This window comes from Actinacidiphila sp. bgisy145, from assembly GCF_057708125.1.
Window position 1 is genome coordinate 1 of the sequence record NZ_JBYIRL010000047.1, and the last position, 14,257, is coordinate 14,257.

Here is a 14,257-nt window from a genome sequence, read left to right on the forward strand (position 1 = left end):
TGCCACGCTGAGCTCCTCGTCATTTGCGGACCGGGAGCGTTCCTGGCCGTGTCTGTGGAGGGTAGGGCCGAACCGGGGAGGGCCCCGACCGCTCCATGGAGCGGCCGGGGCCGCGCAGGCGGCGTGGGACCGACGGGCTGCCCGCGCACCGTGCGGGTCGCCCGCCGTGCGCTGATGGAAGGGCCGTCAGTCCTCCTGGCGCCAGGTGACCGGGAAGGACCCCCCGGACAGGCTGCCAGGAACGGCGGTGATGTCACGGCTGTCGTTGTTGCGCATGGTGATGCCGAAGGGCGAAGAGCCCGCGATGCCCTTGTCGTTGACGGTGGCATCGGTGAAGGTCACCGTCCGGAAGTCCGGAAGCGGCTGTATGACGCCGTAGTTGGAGGTGGCTTCGGCGATGATCTCGGCCGAGTTGTCCTGGCGGTTCGACGAGCCGGCCGCTGTCTTGGTACGGGTCCACCCGCGCGTTGCGTCGGCGAGGGTCATCGTGAACGTTCCGTTCCCGTTGTCGACCACGTCCGCGCTGAGACGGTCGCCGGGAGCCACGGTGACGCCGCTGAAGAGACTCTGGTTCGCGGGCAGCACCTCCCACCAAGCGTAGTAGCTGGCCTGGCCGTTGACGCAGTCGGCCTCGGTGCCGGTCTGCTCCAGCGCGTCGTTCGTCCACCCGTCGAGCCCGACCCAGAACGAGGACATGCCCGAGGGGGTGACAGTACAGTCGACGGCCGGTTGGACCCAGGACGAGGACACCTGCGTGTCGCCGCCGTTGCCGTTGGCGGCCGCGTAACCGGACCAGTTGCCGGAGTAGGAGGTACTGCGGCTGCCGCGGTGGACCTGTACGGCGTGGTCACCGCCGACCTGCGAGGCCGCGGCGGCGGTGCGGCTGCCCTGGACGGTGGTCGCAGACGCGGCGGGTGCTGCCAGTGCGAGCACTGCCGGTACGGCCAGGACGCTCAGCAAGAGGGGGACGCGGGAAGTTCGCATGGACGCTCTCCAGTCGTGAGGGGGAGGGGGCTGCGTGCGGTGATCCCGGCGCCGGGAGGGAGAGTCGGCGGCTTCGACGCCGACGTGGATAGGCTGCTGCAGGCGCCATGGCCATGGCAATATCAACAGCCCGTTAAGGGTTAGGCGTTGCCGACACCGGCGGTCTGCCGCACCGTTTCCGCTCGCGGCGCCGCTCCGCCTACGGCGGGTAGCCGTCGCGCGGACGCTCTTGACACGTCTCGTGCCGGTGAGTTCGGTGGGTGCCAAGCCGTCGGAGCGATGCCCTCGGCCGGCCAGTGGGGTTCAGCAGACCGCGAACTGCAAGCGCAGCCCTCGGGGAAAGGTGGTAGGCATGCCGGAGAACGACGCTCTATCGCTGACCGCCCTACTGCGTGACGGGCCGTTCGCCGCTGCCCTGGGAGCGGCGATGGAGTCCAGTGGGCTGACCCTGGACCGTATCCGCCAGCGCCTCGAACTCGCCGGTACGCCGGTGTCCACCGCGACTCTCAGTTGCTGGCGCTCGGGCCGGTACCAGCCTTCTCAGACCGCCGCGCTCGCCGCGCTCGGCTCACTGGAACGGGTCCTGGAGGTGCCGTCGGGCGCGCTGAGCGCCCTGTTGGGTCCGCCGAGGTCCCGGAAGCGGTGGCTGGGCATGGCAGCCGGCGCCCCGGGGCTCATCGAGGTCTGGCCCGAGCCACGGCGCAGAGAACTCGACGAGGCGTTCTGCGTGGTGGATACCCGCTGGATCTCCTCGCTGCGGTGCCTCAGCCGCCACGCGCGTCTGGAACTCGATGCCCACGGACGGGAGCATCGCATCTGGCTCCGGCAGGTCGTGCGGGCCGAGCGCGACGGCCCGGACCGGGCGATCCTCACCCACGTTCCGGATACGCCCGGCTCCGTACCGCGGGTCGAGGTGCGCCCGCCGTGCCGTCGAGGCGCCGCATTCGAGAACACCGCGACCGGCATGATCGTCCAGGAACTGCTGTTCGATCGTGCGCTGCGGCGTGGGGAGACCGCCATCTTCGATGTCACCCTGATCCACGGCGAACCCCGCCCCCTGAGCCGCGAGTTCATTGTCCACCATCAGTCTCCGGCCGGGAACTGCGTGATGGAGGTGCAGTTCGACCCTTCTGCGCTTCCCGTGGAAGTCGTCTCCCATGGCGGCACCGCTGGTCAGGGCCGTCAACAGCACCGTAGGCTGACGCTCTCCGGGGGCAGCGCCCACGTCATCAGCACCCAGGCGGGTCCAGGACGAACAGGCATCTCCTGGCGATGGCAACTTGCCGCCGAAGACCAGCACCAGCATGCCGAGTAACGTTTTCTCAACGCTCCTCAATTCCAGATCCCGTTGACGACGAGGGGGACCCGGGCGAAGTCGTCCATCCGGCTGGGCTGATGGCGGCGTGCTGCAATGTGCGCCAGCGCCTTTCGAGCGGCAGGGACGCTGCCGAGTTCAGGTCAGAGCCCACAGCGGGGTCGCGTCCGGCGCCCGGACAGGTCCTGCTCGATGGCCGCGGGCGGCCTGGCCGAGGCTCTGGGCCGGTATGCCCGAGCAGGTGGAGAACGCCCCCGAGACCGGCATGGAGCACAACACGGCCCTGACCTACGACCCGTCCGGCCTGGTGCAGATCCCGTACATCGAGCGCAACGGCATGGCCGCGGTCAAGACGGTCACCGCCGCCCGGATGGCGATGCGCCGCGATGGCCGCCACCACGTCTCCCTCGATAAGGTCATCAGGACCATGAACGAGACCGGCGCGGACATGAAGATCGAGTACGAGGAGAGCGTTTGCGGCGGCCGGGGTTTCCCGTCGGGTTCGACGCCAAGTGTCGGTTTTCGAGGCGGAGCTGGAACTCTTATCCGGCATCGGACCGATGGAGAACGACGAGTGCCAGATCGCCCCGGCCGTCTTCGAGATCCTCGTCAACGCCCTACTGGTGCAGCACCGAAGAACAAGCCACGCCGTAGTGCTTGCGCCCTCCGAGGGGTTCACCGCCACCGTGCTGGTTCTCGCCGAGCGCGCCGGGATCAGGGCGGACTGGGCACAGTTCCGATCCCTGCCGGAGGGCGTACTCGAAGATGCCCAGATTTCCGTAGCCGCAGGGATATCCGCTCCGGCCGAAGGACGTGCCTGGGGCGCGGGGCTGCGAGAGAAGACACGGGAGCTCGGGCAGCGCATGCCTCGCTGACCGGAACGACCGAGTCCGAAGAGGTAGTCGAGCAGCTCCGCGAAGGTGCGCTCATGTCTGTCGGCTATGTCAGGGCCTGCTTGCCCGTGCCCGATCATATCCACTCCAGTGGACGACTGGAGCGGCTGGCCGCTGGATGGCGCCACCGCACTTGACGAACGTCGGAGAGTTAGGTGTACGGTTCGATGTGTAACCATCCACCGTGGTGTTGCACCGCAGGTGGATGGGCCGACGGTCAACCGCGCCCCGGCGAACTCGACCACGCGCTCGCCGTACTGACCCGTGTCCTGGCCCGCGTCGACGACGCGGCGGACCACCTCGTCAGGAGGCGGACGTGATGGTCCCCGACGTAGGGCGCGGCGCCCGTACCTACGGCCTGCTCGTCTACCTCTACGGACCGGGCAGGCGTGAAGAGCACGTCGACCCCCACCTCGTCGGCTCCTGGGACGGCTTCGCTCCCGACCCCGGCCGCGACACCAGCCCCGTCCCCGACCCGAGGGCCACCCTCGCCCGGCTGGCCAACGCACTGGACCTGCGCGTCAAGCAGGCCGGTGCCCGGGCGCCGGCCGAGCACGTGTGGCACTGCTCGGTCCGTACCGCCCCTGGGGACCGGCCCCTGAGCGACGCCGAGTGGAACAGCGTCGCCCGCCGCCTCGTCCAGGCCGTGGGACTCGTACCCGACGGTGACCCGGACGGCTGCCGCTGGGTCGCCGTACGCCACGCCGAGGACCACATCCACATCCTCGCCACCATGGTCCGAGGCGACCTGCGCCGCCCCCGCATGAACTACGACTTCAAGAAGGCCCAGGCCGAATGCCGCCGCATCGAGCAGGAGCTGGGGCTGCGCCGGCTGAAGGCGGGTGATGGCACCGCCGCGAAGAACCCCACCAGCGCCGAACGGTTCAAGGCCGAGCGCACCGGCCGCGACGAGACTCCGCGCGACACGCTGCGGGAGGCCGTCCGCCACGCAGTGGCCGGCGCCGCGGACGAGGCCGAGTTCTTCACCCGGCTGCGGGACAAGGGCGTACGGATCAAGCTGCGCGAGGCGCCCTCCGGAGACACCATCGGGTACGCGGTCGCGCTGCCGGGCGACCGTAACCGGGCGGGCGAGCCGGTATGGTTCCCCGGCTCCAAGCTCGCCCCCGACCTGTCCCTGCCCAAGATCCGCCTCCGCCTGACCGGCACCGTCTCCGACGGCGCTGCGGGTGAGCGGGCCACGGCCACCGGTCGGACCGACTGGTCGCCGACCGCCCGCGGCCGCCGTATCGCCACCGGCGCAGCCGAACACGCCGCCCTCGCCCTGGACAACGGCAACGACGAAGCCGCCGCCCAACTCGTCGGCACCGGCGAACTCCTCGACGCCGTCGCCCAGACCTCCCCAGCCGCCACCCGCGCCGAACTGGCTGCCGCCGTCCGCACCTTCGAACGCGCCACCCGTAGCCACATCCGCGCCGAACACGCCGACGCGCGCGCTCTTCGATCGGCTGCCCGCGGCATCATCCACGCGGGCAGCGCACTCGGTCGCGGCGAAGACGGAGCCACCACCGCCATGCTCCTGTCCACCCTCGTCCTGCTCACCCTCGCCGCCGCCCACTGGCGCTCCGCCCGCGGCCACGCCCAACAGGCCGAAGCGTCCCGCCAGACCGCCCAGCACCTCCGTGCCGCTTATCGGCAGGCCGCGACCGCACCCCTGCGTACCCTCCACGCCCAAGGCCGCGCGATGCCCGCGGCCGAACGCCAAAAGTACGAGGCCAACATCCGCGCAGCCCTACCCGAAAGCGCTTCGCCGCGGCCGGACGGCGAACGGCACCACGACGCCCTGGCCGCCACCCTCGCCCAGGCCCGAGCAGCCGGCCACGACCCCGACACCCTGCTCCAACAAGCCATCGACATGCGCGAACTCGACTCCGCCGACAACGTGAACGACGTCCTCGTCTGGCGGCTGAGCCGCCTCACCGCCCTCCCCGCACACCCCACCGCCGCACCCTCCAAGCCGCAGGGTTGGCCCGACGATCCGAAGGCCGCCGTGTCCTCACACTCCCCAAACCGAAAACGCAAGCGGACGGCAGCGCTCATTTCCCGCAGCGCTGAACAATCAGTTGCGAGTTCGCCGGCCTTCCAGCGAAAGCGGGGTGTGTCAATTTAACGGCTGATCTTGGTTGTTGGGGTTCAGTTGTTGGCCGGGGTTAGACGGCCTTCGAAGGCGATCTGGAAGGCGTTCAGGGGTGCCTTCCAGCGCATGGTCCAGCGCTTGCGGCCCTTGCCGGTCGGATCCAGGCTCATCAGCGCCATGTAGACGCACTTCAGGGCGGCGGTCTCGGTGGGGAAGTGCCCGCGGGCACGGACAGCCTTGCGTATCCGCGCGTTGACGGACTCGATGGCGTTCGTCGAGCAGATGACGGTGCGGATCTCGACGTCGAAGGAAAGGAAGGGCACGAACTCCGCCCACGCGCTCTCCCACAGCCTGATGATCGCCGGGTACTTCTTCCCCCAGGCGTCCTGGAACTCTCCGAAGCGCTCGGCTGCCGCGCTCTCGTTCGGCGCCGCGTAGACAGGCTTGAGCGCCTTGGCGATCTTGTCCCAGTCCGCGCGCGAGGCGTATCGGAAGCTGTTGCGCAGGAGATGAACAATGCACGTCTGAACGATTGTTCGGGGCCGGACCGTCTCGACCGCATCGGGCAGGCCCTTGAGGCCGTCGCAGACCAGCATCAGCACGTCGTCCAGGCCGCGGTTCTTCAGCTCGGTGAACACCTGCAGCCAGTATTTCGCGCCCTCGCCCCCGTCTCCGGCCCAGATGCCCAGGATGTCGCGGGTGCCCTCGACGGTGACGGCCATGACGACGTAGACGGGCCGGTTGGCGACCTTCCCGTCCCTGATCTTCACGTTGATGGCGTCCACGAACAAAACGGGATAAACACGGTCGAGCGGCCGGTTCTGCCACTCGGCCATGCCGTCCATCACCTGGTCGGTGATGGTGGAGATGGTCTGCTTGGAGACCTCGGCGCCGTAAATCTCGGCCAGATGAGCGGAGATCTCCCCATGGGTCAGGCCCTTCGCGGACAGCGACAACACCATCTCGTCCACGCCCGTCAACCGACGCTGCCGCTTCTTGACGATCTGCGGCTCGAAGCTGCCCTCCACATCCCGGGGCACCTTGACCTCGACCGGACCGACATCCGTCAGCACGGTCTTCGCCCGGGTGCCGTTGCGGCTGTTGCCGCTGTTCCGGCCAGCTGCATCGTGCTTGTCATAGCCGAGGTGATCGGTGATCTCGCCCTCCAGGGCGGACTCCAGCACCCGCTTGGTCAACTGCTGCAGCAGCCCGCCGGCACCGGTCAGCTGCATGCCCTCACTCCGGGCCCGCTCGACCAGCATCGCGATCAACTGCTCGTCCGACGTGGCCGCACCGGCCAGTTCAGGCACGGACTCCGGCTCGATCGTCATCTCACTCACTTGGCGTCTCCATGATCAACAGATCCGCCGTTTATTAGGGGACTGTAAGACGTTCGGTGTAACTCCCGATCATGGAAGATGCATCGATGACCAGTGAGAACGTGTCCGCGTCGGAAGCCGTCGAGCCCACGAAGGCCGCGTCGGCGAGGGCCGTGGATGACCAGTTGATCGACGAGCTGGTGGGTCGGGCCCAGGCCGAGGGCCTGCAGTTGACCGGTGAGGGCGGGCTGCTGCAGCAGCTGACCAAGCGACTGCTGGAGTCTGCCCTGGAGGGCGAGATCACCGACCACCTCGGCTATGACAAGCACGACGCGGCCGGTAAGAACGGCGGCAACTCCCGCAACGGCACACGCTCCAAGACGGTGCTGACCGATGTCGGTCCGGTGGAGATAACCGTGCCCCGTGACCGTGATGGCTCCTTCGAACCGAAGATCGTCAAGAAGCGGCAGAAGCGTCTGTCCGGCGTCGACGAGATGGTCATCTCGCTGGCCGCGAAGGGCCTGACCACCGGCGAGGTCCAGGCCCACCTGGTCGAGGTCTATGGCGCCGAGGTTTCCCGGCAGACCATCTCCACCATCACCGACAAGGTCCTCGAGGGCATGGCCGAATGGCAGAGCCGACCGCTCGACGCCGTCTATCCGGTGCTCTTCATCGACGCCATCCACGTGAAGATCCGCGACGGTGCGGTCGCCAACCGGCCCATCTATGTGGCCCTGGCAGTCACCGCCGAGGGCCGGCGGGAGATTCTAGGGTTGTGGGCCGGCGACGGCGGTGAGGGTGCCAAGCACTGGATGCACATCCTCACCGAGATTAAGAACCGCGGCGTCGGCGACGTGCTCATGCTCGTCTGCGACGGGCTCAGGGGGCTGCCCGAGGCGGTGGAGACGGTCTGGCCCCGCACGATCGTGCAGACCTGCGTGGTGCACCTGCTGCGGAACTCCTTCCGCTATGCCGCCCGCCAGGACTCGGACAAGATCGCCCGTCTCCTCAAGCCCGTCTATATCGCTGCCACCGAGGAGGCCGCGCTGGACCGGTTCGCGGAGTTCGCCGATGCCTGGGGTCGGAAGTACCCGGCGATCGTGAAGCTGTGGGAGAACGCGTGGGAGGAGTTCACCCCGTTCCTGCGGTTCGACACCGAGATCCGCCGCATCGTCTGCACCACGAACGCGATCGAGTCCGTGAACGCCCGGATCCGTCGGGCGGTCAAGGCCCGCGGACACTTCCCCAACGAGCAAGCCGCCCTGAAGTGCGTCTACATGGCGATCATGTCTCTCGATCCCACCGGCAAGGGACAGGCCCGCTGGACCATGCGCTGGAAGACCGCGCTGAACGCCTTCGACATCACCTTCGACGGCCGCCTGACGGCGGCTCGCCAGTAAGTACAACAACCCCAGTTACACCGCTCGTTTGACAGTCCCTTTATTAGACACTCCCGGCCAATCTGCTGCGGCAGAGTTCAGTCATGTTCTGAGCTGGGGCGATGCTCCGTGAGCTCGGCCGTGCGGCCTCGTGGGGACTCGTTGAGGACGCGTTGGGGACAGGGCACTGGATGGGTTGGCGATCTGGCTGCCGTAGGTGCCGTCGGCTCCGTACCACCAATCTGCGGCTGCTCCAAGCGGGGGTGTGGGGTGATCGTGGTGACGGTGCTATTCGTGAGCTGATGGGTGAGGTGATTCGTGGTGCGTCGTTGTCGGACGGTGACGAATTTCGGGGGCGAGGACTTGTCTCGGGTTCGCCCGGGGACTGGGGAGGACTTGAGTGCGGGCGAGCGGGAGTGGGTGGAGGAGTTCTTGAGCGGGGCACCGACGGTGGGGGAGTTGGAGGGGGTGTGGCTGTGCAAGGTGTTGGTCCAGTTGGCTGCATGAGGTTGACGGGGGTGGGCTCCGGTCGGCAGGACGCCGGAGTCCACCCTCCGTCAGGTTCAGGCGGCGAGTTCCTCTGCGGTTCGCCAGTGGGGTTGGAGACGTTCGTGGACGATGTGGGTGCGGTTGAAGACGTGTGCCTTGGGGGCTGGCTGGACGGTGATGCCGTGGAGGTAGCGGCGGATGAGAGTGCGGCGCTGGTTGACGGTCCCGTGCAGCCACTGGTCGGCGTCGGGAGGGGGGCGCCGTGGTGGGGGTGGAGGCTTCGGCGGCGGCGAGGAAGTCCTGGAGTGTGGCGATCTTCTTGTTGATGGCGTGGATGAGCTGGAAGAAGTCGTCTTCGGTGAGGGCCGTTTGAGAGAGGGTGTTGTCGGCCCACCGGCGCATCAGGTCCTGCTTACGGGCGTGTTCGGCCGCGAGGGCGCTGCGCGTGTTGGTCAGCTGTGTGTCCTGGGCCGTGTCGTCGTGCCGGTGCTGGTGCCGCATCGTGGCGAGGAGCTGTTCGAAGTACGTGGTGAGGGCTCGCTCGACGGCCTTCTCGGTGGTGTCGGCGGCGATGTGGATGCCTCCGCAGCCGCCGTGAGCGGAGGGAGGGCAGCGGTAGGTGCGGTATTTCTTTTTGCGGTCCAGGTTGCTGACCAGGCCGCGGCCGCATTTTCCGCAGCGCAGGATTCCGGAGAGCAGGTACTTCGGCGTGACGGGCGGGCGGCTGCTGCCGGCAGGGATGCCGGAGGCTTGGCGGCGGAGTTGGAGTTCGAACTGGACGCGGGACCAGTCCTTGGGGTCGATGATCGGGTCCCAGTTGCCGAGCAGGGGGTGGCCGTCGTCGTCGAAGAGGACGTGTGACCAGCCGTCCCATTCGAGGGCGGGTTCGATGCGGTGTTTGCCGCCGTAGGAGGCCATGCCGGCGTAGCGGGGGTTGCGGAGCATCTTGTTGACGGTCGTGGAGGACCAGCGGTCGGCTTGCGGTGCCGGGATGCCACGTGCGTTGAGGCCGGCGGCGAGGGAGTAGGCGGTCTCGCCGATGAGGCAGCCGGCGAAGAGGGCGCGCACCACGCTGGCTTCCTCGGGGAGGTGGCGGCCCTTGTCGGGCCCCGAGCGGATCCATCCGTAGGCGATCCGGCCTTGGACCTTGCCCTGCTGGGCGGCGGCGAGGTGCATGCGGGCGACGCGGCGGGCAGTGTCCTCGGAGGACTTCAGCGCCATCACGCACATCATGCGGGCCATGTGGCGGGTCGTTGTCGTTGATGAGGTTCATGCGTCCGCCGGTGGCGCCGACGACCGGGTGCTGGACGTACTCGACGATGTCGATGAGGTCTTCGAGGTCGCGAGGCTGACGGACGAGGCGGTCGAGGTCGTAGAAGATGACGCCGTCGATCACCCCGTCGGCCAGATCGGCCAGGAGTTGCCGGAACTTCGGGCGCAGGACGACCCAGTCGATGGAGCCGTCCGGGCGGATGACCTTGCGCTTCTTGAAAGCCGAGGTGTCGTTCTCGCGGTAGACCTTCGCGAACGGGGCCCAGCCGAGCCGGGCGCGGGTGTCTTCGGCGTCGTCGTTCTGGCGGTCCACGCCTGCTTCCAGGCCGAAGCGGTCGCTGGAGATCCGAAGGTAGGCGCCGGGGCGTTTCGGGACGTAGGCGGAGAGCTGGTCGTACAGGTTGAGGGTGACGCCGCGCTTGCGGGCATGGGGCGGGATGGTGAGATCGTCCCAAGGGGACGGTGGGGTGGTGGTCACGGGCTCGGCTTTCGGTCCAGTAGTCGTCCGATACCGGGCACTGTCCGGAGAACCGAAGGTTTGGTCGCGGCGCGATCCCCTGGTAGGGGAGACGTCGAACGAACGCGTGGATACTGGCCCCATGCGCATCGACTTCGACCCTGCCCAGACGGACCGTAACGCCTTCTACAAGCTGCTGACCTCGGTGGTTGTGCCCCGGCCGATCGCCTGGGTGTCGACGACCGACCGAGACGGGGTTTCTGACAACCTCGCACCGCACAGCTTCTTCACGGTGGCGTGCGTCAGCCCGCCGATCGTGCAGTTCACGTCGGTGGGGCGGAAGGACTCGGTGCGCAACGTCGAGCAGACCGGGCAGTTCGTGGTGAACCTCGCGCCGGAGCACCTCTTCGAGGAGATCAACGCCACGGGGACCGCCTTTCCGCACGGGGTGAGCGAGTTCGACGAGGTGGGGATCGCCCGCGAGCCCAGTGCGCGGGTGAAGCCGCCGCGGGTGGCGGCGTCGCCGGTGGCGCTGGAGTGCGAACTGCACAGCACGGTCCGGCTGGGCGACTCGACCGTGGTGTTCGGGCGCGTGGTCTACGCGGCGGTCTCGGAAGCGGTGATGGCCGACGGGCTGCCGGACATCCGCGCGCTGCGGCCGCTCGCCCGGCTCGGCAAGGACGAGTGGGGCGCCCTCGGCGACATCCTGGAGATCAAGCGGATTCCGCTGGAGGAGTGGCAGCGTCCGCAGGGCCGCTGACCTCGGCGGACCCGTCGCCGGGCGCCTCGTCCGGCCACTTGCTGAGCCCGTCGCCGAGCGCATCGCCGAGCCCGTCCGCGGGCGCGGGGGCGCCGCGCGTGCGGCGCCGGGCGAAGGTGGTGGCCGCGACCGCGGTCACCCCGAGGAAGCCCAGCGCGAGCAGGAACGCCGGGGAGGTCGGCGACGCGGCCCGGGCGCCCGCGACGACGTAGGCGGCGGTGTTCGCGGCGCTGCCCGCGGCCGTGGCGGTGAGGAAGGGCGCCAGCCGGATACGGGACAGCGCCGCCGCGTAGTTCGCGGCGGCGAACGGCACCCCGGGGAAGAGTCGCAGCGCGAGGGTGCTGCGGAAGCCGTGCCGGCTGAGCTGCCGGTCCAGCGACAGCACGAACCGGCCGCGCAGCAGCGGCCGTACGGCGTCGCGCCCGAGGAACCGGCCGAGCAGGAAGGCGAGCCCGGCGCCGAGCACGGTGCCGCCGATCGCCGCCGGGAGCCCCGCGTGGATGCCGTAGAGCGCCCCGGCCGCGGCGTTGAGCAGGGGGCGCGGCACGAACACGACGGTCGCGACGCCGTACGCCACCGCGAAGACCAGGACAGCGGTGGCGCCCGAGGTCCGCGGCGGCCAGCCGTGGGTGAGCAGTTGCTGCGGGTGCCAGGCGAGTACCAGGGCGATCCCGGCGGCGAGGACCGCGACGAGCAGCCCGAAGCGCGTCCAGGGCGCCATCATCCCGCGCGAGCAGCGTACGAGGGTGCGCGCCGCGGCCCGGCGCAGGCCCCGCAGGTCCCGCAGGTCGCGGACGTCACGGATGCCACGGGCGCGCGGCCCCGGCGGTTCGGGCGTCAGGTCGGCCCCGGGCTTCGCCATCCGCCGAGCCTAACCGAGCCGGCCGGCAGGCCGCGCAGCGCGGCCGCCGCGCGTCAACTGCCGCGCACGCGCAGGCGGCTGTCAGGTGTCCGTGCGGCGCCCGATCTTCATACCCGGCCGGCGGCGGTGGACGGTCAGGTACGACAGGCCCGCCGCGCCCGCCGCCAGGGAGCGCGCGGCGCCGTGCGGCAGCCACACCAGGCTGCCGGGCGCGAGCGGCTGCGGGTCGGGCGCGCCGCCGAGGGTGCCGCCGCCGGCGACGACCGCCAGCAGGACATCGAGGTCGCCCTCGGTGTGGGCCTCGACCCGCGCGTCCGGCGGGAGACGGACGAGGTTCGCGTCGAGCTGGCGGCCCGGCTCGGTCAGCCGCCACAGCGCCCCGGCCGGTGCGGCCGCGCCCTCGTCGGCCCCGTCGGCCCCGGCGGACTCGGCCGCGGCGGACAGCGCGCCGAGGTCGCACAGCACCCGGGGCACGTCGGTGCCGTGCGGGTCGCCGGAACTGCGGGGGTCCGTGGTCGGGTCCGCCATGGAGTGCTCGTCCGTCCGATGCGTGGGTAGGTGCGCTGCCGCGGCGCCTGAGGGTCCGGGCCGGGCCGGTTCCGACCCCCCTGAATACGAACCTTACATGCGTCTTTGATAGCTTCGGGTCATGCGGCTGACGAAGTTCACGGACCTGGCACTGCGCGCCGTCATGCGGCTGGCCGCCGCCGGACCGGCCGAGAACCTCACCACCCGCGAGGTGGCCGAGGCCGTGGACGTACCCCACGCCCACATGGCGAAGGCCATCACGCGGCTGCGGCACCTGGGCGTGCTGGACACTCGGCGCGGGCGCGGCGGGGGGCTGGAGCTGACCGCCCTCGGCCGCCGCGCCTCGGTGGGATGGCTGGTCAGGGAGCTGGAGGGCGAGGAGGAGGTGGTCTCCTGCGACGGCGGCCCGTCCGGCCCGCCCTGCCCGCTGCGGGCCGCGTGCCTGCTCCGGCAGGCGCTGCGCGCGGCCCAGCAGGCCTTCTACGCCACGCTCGACCCGCTCACGGTGGACGACCTGGTGGAGTCGCCCACCGGACCGGTCCTCATCGGACTGGTCGGCCACCGGACCCCGTGAGGCGCCGCCGCCGCAGGCGGCATCCGTCCACCTGAAACGCGCACAGCAGATACGTATTCTCCTGAGGAGTCGCCGTGCTCTCCGAGCAGTCCACCCCCGTCATACGCGCCACCCTCCCCGTGGTCGGCGCCGCCATCGGCGAGATCACCGAACGCTTCTACGTCCGGCTCTTCGCCGACCATCCGGAGCTGCTGCGCGACCTGTTCAACCGCGGCAACCAGGCCAACGGCGAGCAGCAGAAGGCGCTGGCGGGCTCCATCGCCGCCTTCGCGGGCATGCTGCTGGAGCGCCCCGACGCCCGGCCCGACGCGATGCTCGGCCGGATCGCCCACAAGCACGCCTCGCTCGGCATCACCGCCGACCAGTACAAGCTGGTCCACCAGCACCTGTTCGCGGCGATCGTGGAGGTGCTCGGCGACGCGGTCACCGAGGAGGTGGCCGCCGCCTGGGACGAGGTGTACTGGCTGATGGCCAACGCGCTGATCGCCGTCGAGGCCCGCCTCTACCGCGAGGCCGGCGTGCCCGAGGGCGGCACCTGGCGGCCGATGGAGGTCGTCGAGCGCCGCGAGGAGACCGCCGACACCGCCTCCTTCACCCTGCGCCGTACCGACGGCGCGCCCGCCGGCGACTTCCGCCCCGGGCAGTACGTCAGCGTGCGGGTCGAACTGGCCGACGGCGCCCACCAGATACGCCAGTACAGCCTGTCCGGCGCGCCCGGCGGCCAGGAGTGGCGGATCACCGTCAAGCGCGTGCGGGGCGGCGCCGCGCCGGAGGGCGAGGTCTCCTCCTGGCTGCACGCACACGCGGCTGCCGGTGATGTGCTCACCGTCTCCGCGCCGTTCGGCGACCTCGAACTGACCGGCGGCGACGGGCCGTTGCTGCTGGCGTCCGCCGGGATCGGCAGCGCCCCGATGCTGTCCCTGCTCGGCCGGCTCGCCGCCCAGGACAGCAAGCGCCAGGTCACCGTCGTGCACGCCGACCGCGGCCCGGCCGACCACGCCCACCGCGAGGAGCACCGGCAGCTGGTCGGCGCGCTGCCGAACGCCGCTTTCCACGTCTGGTACGAGCAGCCGGGCGACCAGGCACCTGAGGCGGCGGCCGGGCGCGCCGACCTGACCGCGCTGGACCTGCCCGCGGGGCTGACCGCCTACCTGTGCGGGCCGCTGCCGTTCATGCGCGCGATCCGCGGCGACCTGCTGCGCGCGGGGGTTGCGGCCAGGGACGTCCACTACGAGGTCTTCGGCCCGGACCTCTGGCTCGGCCAGGAGTAACCGGCACGGCGGCGGAAGACGAAGCCGAGGTAAGCCGAGGTAAGCAGAGGAAAGCAGAG

12 protein-coding genes and 2 pseudogenes are annotated in these 14,257 nt (G+C 70.0%); 8 read left to right on the top strand and 6 right to left on the bottom strand.

Annotated features, from left to right (window positions below):
• Positions 1-186: 186 nt before the first annotated feature.
• Entirely contained in the window at positions 187-984 is a 798-nt protein-coding gene (locus tag AC3ERT_RS31340; RefSeq protein ID WP_435130746.1) for a G1 family glutamic endopeptidase, read from the bottom strand.
• Positions 985-1,336: 352 nt separating this feature from the next.
• Between AC3ERT_RS31340 and AC3ERT_RS31345 the strand changes: the two genes are divergently transcribed.
• From AC3ERT_RS31345 to AC3ERT_RS31360, 4 genes and pseudogenes are all read left to right on the top strand, one after another.
• Positions 1,337-2,299 carry a transcriptional regulator gene (locus tag AC3ERT_RS31345; protein ID WP_435130745.1) on the top strand — a complete coding sequence of 321 codons (963 nt, stop codon included), beginning with the start codon at positions 1,337-1,339 and terminating at the stop codon, positions 2,297-2,299.
• A 183-nt stretch (positions 2,300-2,482) separates the two neighbouring features.
• Positions 2,483-2,783, top strand: a pseudogene (locus AC3ERT_RS31350) (L-serine ammonia-lyase, iron-sulfur-dependent, subunit alpha); the annotation flags it as partial.
• A gap of 28 nt (positions 2,784-2,811) precedes the next feature.
• A complete protein-coding gene (locus AC3ERT_RS31355) occupies positions 2,812-3,174 on the top strand; it encodes a DUF6086 family protein (protein WP_435130744.1) in 363 nt (120 codons plus the stop codon).
• 337 nt (positions 3,175-3,511) lie between these two features.
• A complete protein-coding gene (locus AC3ERT_RS31360; protein WP_435178216.1) occupies positions 3,512-5,320 on the top strand; it encodes a relaxase/mobilization nuclease domain-containing protein in 1,809 nt (602 codons plus the stop codon).
• A gap of 23 nt (positions 5,321-5,343) precedes the next feature.
• Here the strand turns inward: AC3ERT_RS31360 and AC3ERT_RS31365 are convergent, their stop codons facing one another.
• Positions 5,344-6,549, bottom strand: a complete 1,206-nt coding sequence (locus tag AC3ERT_RS31365) for an IS256 family transposase (protein WP_435178256.1) — start codon at positions 6,547-6,549, stop codon at positions 5,344-5,346.
• Between the two features lie 164 nt (positions 6,550-6,713).
• Here AC3ERT_RS31365 and AC3ERT_RS31370 point away from each other — a divergent pair, with 164 nt between their 5' ends.
• Complete coding sequence (locus AC3ERT_RS31370; protein ID WP_435178218.1) at positions 6,714-8,006, top strand: IS256 family transposase; 1,293 nt, start codon at positions 6,714-6,716, stop codon at positions 8,004-8,006.
• A gap of 267 nt (positions 8,007-8,273) precedes the next feature.
• On the opposite strand, the gene AC3ERT_RS31375 is transcribed toward AC3ERT_RS31370, so the two are convergent.
• Together AC3ERT_RS31375 and AC3ERT_RS31380 are read right to left on the bottom strand one after the other, a co-directional pair.
• Complete coding sequence (locus tag AC3ERT_RS31375; protein WP_435178220.1) at positions 8,274-9,695, bottom strand: recombinase family protein; 1,422 nt, start codon at positions 9,693-9,695, stop codon at positions 8,274-8,276.
• A gap of 133 nt (positions 9,696-9,828) precedes the next feature.
• Positions 9,829-10,353: pseudogene (locus AC3ERT_RS31380) on the bottom strand (recombinase family protein); the annotation flags it as partial.
• Between AC3ERT_RS31380 and AC3ERT_RS31385 the strand changes: the two are divergent.
• Positions 10,346-10,963, top strand: a complete 618-nt coding sequence (locus tag AC3ERT_RS31385) for a flavin reductase family protein (protein ID WP_435130741.1) — start codon at positions 10,346-10,348, stop codon at positions 10,961-10,963. The pseudogene AC3ERT_RS31380 and the gene AC3ERT_RS31385 sit on opposite strands and share 8 nt — an antisense overlap.
• Here AC3ERT_RS31385 and AC3ERT_RS31390 read toward each other — a convergent pair.
• Both AC3ERT_RS31390 and AC3ERT_RS31395 read right to left on the bottom strand, forming a co-directional pair.
• Complete coding sequence (locus tag AC3ERT_RS31390; RefSeq protein ID WP_435130740.1) at positions 10,917-11,825, bottom strand: TVP38/TMEM64 family protein; 909 nt, start codon at positions 11,823-11,825, stop codon at positions 10,917-10,919. The genes AC3ERT_RS31385 and AC3ERT_RS31390 overlap by 47 nt on opposite strands.
• Positions 11,826-11,906: 81 nt before the next feature.
• On the bottom strand, positions 11,907-12,353 hold the full coding sequence (locus AC3ERT_RS31395; protein WP_435178222.1) for a hypothetical protein: 447 nt from the start codon (positions 12,351-12,353) through the stop codon (positions 11,907-11,909).
• Between the two features lie 121 nt (positions 12,354-12,474).
• Here AC3ERT_RS31395 and AC3ERT_RS31400 point away from each other — a divergent pair, with 121 nt between their 5' ends.
• Both AC3ERT_RS31400 and AC3ERT_RS31405 read left to right on the top strand, forming a co-directional pair.
• Complete coding sequence (locus AC3ERT_RS31400) at positions 12,475-12,927, top strand: RrF2 family transcriptional regulator (RefSeq protein WP_435130738.1); 453 nt, start codon at positions 12,475-12,477, stop codon at positions 12,925-12,927.
• A 74-nt stretch (positions 12,928-13,001) separates the two neighbouring features.
• Positions 13,002-14,198 (top strand): globin domain-containing protein, encoded by a 1,197-nt coding sequence (locus AC3ERT_RS31405; RefSeq protein ID WP_435178224.1) that lies wholly within the window; start codon positions 13,002-13,004, stop codon positions 14,196-14,198.
• Positions 14,199-14,257 lie beyond the last annotated feature (59 nt).